We start from the raw sequence: 4106 nt of genomic DNA on the forward strand, positions 1-4106 counted from the left end.
TCACGTCATTGGTGGAAGCGGGTCCGCTTCCACCAATGACGATCGCGCTCTAGGTTCGGAAGGGTGCCCGTTCTCGGTCAGTCGCGAGCAACAGCGCCAGGCGAGATTTCGGCCGATCCTTGCACCCATTGTTCCAAATCAATGACGAACCCGAAATGCTCGGCGAGCAGGACGGTGGCAGGTACAGGAGCGACGGCAACAGCGACGCAGGCGAGGAACGCCGGATAGGTGAAGGTTCTGCTGTATCCGACCGCCATAGCGATGCCGCCGCCGCCACCGACGACGGTGTTGCCGGGTGTATTGATGAGCACGATGACTGCCAGCCAACGAATACGCATCGGTGGCCGGAGCCATCCCCGCGTGTGAAGCTTTGTCATCAGATCGGCCAAGGGATCCCGTGCCGGGGCGACAGCGCCTTGAGTGTGGGTCAGTCCGCATCGAGAGGCAACGCGCCCGAACAGAAAAGCAATCGAAAGGGCCACAACCGTGGCGATATAGACCGGTAACGCCATGACGGCGCCGAAGACCACCATAAGGGCGATGCCGATTTCGGCCCCTGGCACGAACGGAACGGCAAGCAACACCGCGTAGAGCCCGAGCATCATCGCGAGGCTCCAAGGCGTTTCGACGGCCATATCGGCGATGAGGACAAGACCCTTCACGTCGGCAGGAACCAAGGCGTGAACAGCAAGAGCCAGCGCCGCCAATGACGCAAGCCTGGCGATCAGACGGAGCCAGGACTTCTCAATGTGTGGAAACGATCCCAAGAGGCGAGCAGGCATTGCTAGTGTGCCGCCTTGTCTGTCTGCGCTGTGGCCATGGAGGCGCAATACTCAACGCCGCCGCTGGGGTCAGTCGCGTTCACTTCGATCGGGGCGAAGAAAGCACTACTCGCGTCGTTCTCGAAAGACCGGTCGAAACCACAAAGAGTGTCCAAACGACTCTTCCAATGGGTGAGGTCCAAGTAGCGTCCTTCGTTCGCTTTGAGCAATTCGCATTTCAGAAATCCAAGATGTTGCCGCGCGAATTCCTCTGCGACGTAATGGAATGCAGCCCGGAAGGCGTCCTCAGTACCGCCCGGGCTCGATCTGATCGTTGCAATTCTCGCGATTGTCATTGGAATCGATAGGATTCTTTTGGCCTGGTCTTTGTGACGTTTTGGTCTTCCGACCGCTTTTCGATCGAGAGATCAGTACAGGTTGGAAGCCAAGGCCTGCGATCTGCGCGGTGCGACCATGCGGCGTATCAGCAACTCCGCGATCGCGATATTGATCGCCCAGGCGATCACCATCAGGACATCCCGGGGAAAACCCAGCAACTCGGTGTTGGAGACGGCCATGGCGATCAGAAAGAGAGCGGTTTGCGTGGATGCGCCCTGGCCGATTGCGTAGGCGCGCAGCATTGCCGCGCGGTGCCCGATGAGGTTGCGGGACCGGATCTCGACTATTGCCCAGACAATGAAACCGAACATCGAAAGGCTGAGTACAATCCGCGCCCAGTAGAGCAAAGGTCCCTGGAGTGCGTGCGGGAACGCGTAAAAGTGGGTCATCCAGAGGCCGGTTAGCGCACTGACACAACCCGCCGCCGCCACGATCCGGCCCAGTTTTCGGTGCAGGCCGGGGCGCCTGAGACGCAGGCTGGGAACAAGTTGCGGGGCCCCGACGAGGCAGAACAGAAAGCTGGCTAGGACATGCAGGATGATCGGCAAAGGATCGGACACGGCCCGAGGGTTGACCGGAGCGATGGCCGGGCCACCCAGAAGCTCGGGGATCCGAAACAAACCGCCGATGGTCGGAATGAAGGAATAGACGAAGATGATCGCGAGGAACGCCCATTCGCGACGACTCAGGAACTGCATGTCACGTTTCTTCACTATTGGAATTTCGCGGTTTCAGGCGGTTGATTTGCGTGCGACGATGAACGGGCTCATGCTTTTCTTTCCGAAATGCGTGGTTCGTTCGACTTCGAAACCCGCCTCCGCGAATTGCCTGAGAAGGTCCGCCCGGCTCAGCGGCGTGACGCGCGGGGCCAGGCGCAAGGCCGTCAGCGTGAGCACAAGGAAGCGGATCGATGGGGAAGCTTCCCGCAGGCAGACCGTTTTCGACAGAAACAGTCCGCCCGGCTTCAACTGCGCATGGACCGCCGCCAGCACAGTCGGCACGTCGTCGACCAGGTGCAGAAGGCTGAAGGCACAGATCGCATCGAAGGGCGCCCCGCACACCTGTTCGCATGCGTCAGCCTGGAGAAACGTCACGTTTTCCGGAGTTTTCGGTCCAAGCTTGCCCTCTGCGATCTCGACCATGGCGCGCGAAGAGTCCGTGGCCGTGTAGCGTGCGACCCCGGGTGCCAGGCGAAGCGCCGTGGTGCCGGTGCCACATCCGATTTCCAGAACCCGATCCTGGGCCCGCAGAAGAGAGCCGACCGACAGGAGTTTCTGCTCGTAGGCACTCGGATCGTCGACAGGTTTTCTGGCATATCTCGGGGCAATGCGATCCCAAAAGGATTGCGCGGGCATTCAGAGTTCCTTTCTAGATCATGCTCGGATGGCGGGCCTGACAGGGCCGCGGTTGAGACCGAACATCGAGAACGTTGCGTCGAAGACATCGTCCTCGAAGGGAAGATGCTGACCGTCGACGCAGTGGGCGGAGAGGTTGGCGAGGCCAAACCTTGCCGGGCACTTCTCTATTCGATCGAGCGTTGTCACCGGCACGTCCTCCCGCGACGACTGCCCATGACCGGGTTAATGGCGAAGTGGCGCACTGCGCCGCTTCTGGGCATGGCGGTCATTGCTCAATCCCTCGTTATTTCACGCTGTATCTCCTGGCGCTTGCGATTGGTCGATTGCCTAAATCCGTCCACCTGCTATACGCGGATAGATGAACTGGCAGGCCATTTCCTTCGACTGGAACCAGGTGCGCGCTTTTCTCGCGACCGCCGAGGAGGGCTCATTCAGCGGTGCGGCGCGCGTCCTGAAGACGACCCAGCCGACGATTGGCCGGCAGATCGGTGCACTGGAGGACGCCCTGGGGGTGATCCTGGTCGAGCGGAGCGTCCGCGGCCTTACGCTGACAGAGACGGGGCGCGACCTGCTCCATCACGTGCGCGCCATGGGCGAGGCGGCGACGCTGATCTCCATGGTGGCGGACGGAAAATCGCAGGATGTCACGGGCGAGGTCACGGTGACAGGCACCGACCTGCTGTCCGCCGCGGTTCTGCCGGGCGTTCTCAAACCCCTCCGCCAGATCGCGCCGGCCATCCGGGTCCGCATCCTCGCCTCAAGCGACATACAGAACCTTTTGCAGCGCGAGGCGGATATCGCCATCCGGCATGTCCGGCCGGATCAGCCCGACCTCATCGCGCGCCATCTTGGGGACTTTCGCGCCAATCTCTATGCTGCAACCGCCTACCTCGACCGCGCGGGCCGTCCGCGCACGCCGCGCGATATCGCGGATCACGATTTCGTCGGAAATGCCGACCCCGAGCGCCTCATGACTCCGCTGCACAACCTGGGCGTCCCGGTCCGGGCGGAGAGCTTTGGCATGTCGAGCGCCAGCGGCGTCGTCGCGTGGGAACTGGTGAAGGCGGGTTTCGGCGTCTCCATGCAACCCGAAGCCTTGGGCGAGTCGGAACCCGGCATTGAGAAAGTGCTGCCCGGTTTCCCTTCGCTGGAGTTTCCCATCTGGCTGGTCACGCACCGTGAGCTACAGACAAGCCGCCGCATCCGGATCGTTTTCGACTTGTTGGCACGCGGATTGACCGATGCCGCCGGGCGGCGCAGCAGGCGTGCTTGACAGGGTGGAATGGCCCATCTCCGAGCGCAAAAGGCTACTGACGCCTGCCGCCCGCCGATGCCCAGTCACGATGAAGTCTGCAACAGATACAATCCTCATCATCCTCGACCCGATCGCCGGAGCCACATGGTCGAGCGATTCTTCAACAAGATCAAGCACTTCCGCAAGATCGCCACGCGCTTCGAGATAACAGAGCGGAACCACCTCTCCGCCGTGCTGCTGGCTTGCTCATGCCTCCGGCCGCGCCAGCGTGAGCCCGCATCCTAGAGCGCGATCGTCATTGGTGGAAGCGGACCCGCTTCCACCAATGACGTG

Annotated in this window: 4 protein-coding genes; 1 reads left to right on the forward strand and 3 read right to left on the reverse strand. The window is 61.5% G+C overall.

The window, feature by feature from the left end; translation table 11 throughout:
* Positions 1-77: 77 nt before the first annotated feature.
* From ACTS1Z_RS00005 to ACTS1Z_RS00015, 3 genes are all read right to left on the reverse strand, one after another.
* Positions 78-782, reverse strand: coding sequence for a hypothetical protein (locus ACTS1Z_RS00005; protein WP_442622372.1), 705 nt, complete (start codon positions 780-782; stop codon positions 78-80).
* A 407-nt stretch (positions 783-1189) separates the two neighbouring features.
* Positions 1190-1858 (reverse strand): DUF2306 domain-containing protein, encoded by a 669-nt coding sequence (locus tag ACTS1Z_RS00010; protein ID WP_442622373.1) that lies wholly within the window; start codon positions 1856-1858, stop codon positions 1190-1192.
* A 33-nt stretch (positions 1859-1891) separates the two neighbouring features.
* Positions 1892-2515, reverse strand: coding sequence for a class I SAM-dependent DNA methyltransferase (locus ACTS1Z_RS00015; RefSeq protein ID WP_442622374.1), 624 nt, complete (start codon positions 2513-2515; stop codon positions 1892-1894).
* 361 nt (positions 2516-2876) lie between these two features.
* Between ACTS1Z_RS00015 and ACTS1Z_RS00020 the strand changes: the two genes are divergently transcribed.
* Complete coding sequence (locus ACTS1Z_RS00020) at positions 2877-3791, forward strand: LysR family transcriptional regulator (protein ID WP_442622375.1); 915 nt, start codon at positions 2877-2879, stop codon at positions 3789-3791.
* Positions 3792-4106: the final 315 nt, after the last annotated feature.

This window comes from Parasphingopyxis sp. (assembly GCF_052168295.1).
In the GTDB taxonomy this organism is placed as follows: domain Bacteria; phylum Pseudomonadota; class Alphaproteobacteria; order Sphingomonadales; family Sphingomonadaceae; genus Parasphingopyxis.

What these genes read in the sequence shown, in the direction of transcription:
- ACTS1Z_RS00005 (WP_442622372.1), bottom strand. Translation starts at nt 782, where the DNA reads ATGCCTGCTCGCCTCTTGGGATCGTTTCCACACATTGAGAAGTCCTGG.
- ACTS1Z_RS00020 (WP_442622375.1), top strand. Translation starts at nt 2,877, where the DNA reads ATGAACTGGCAGGCCATTTCCTTCGACTGGAACCAGGTGCGCGCTTTT.
- ACTS1Z_RS00015 (WP_442622374.1), bottom strand. Translation starts at nt 2,515, where the DNA reads ATGCCCGCGCAATCCTTTTGGGATCGCATTGCCCCGAGATATGCCAGA.
- ACTS1Z_RS00010 (WP_442622373.1), bottom strand. Translation starts at nt 1,858, where the DNA reads ATGCAGTTCCTGAGTCGTCGCGAATGGGCGTTCCTCGCGATCATCTTC.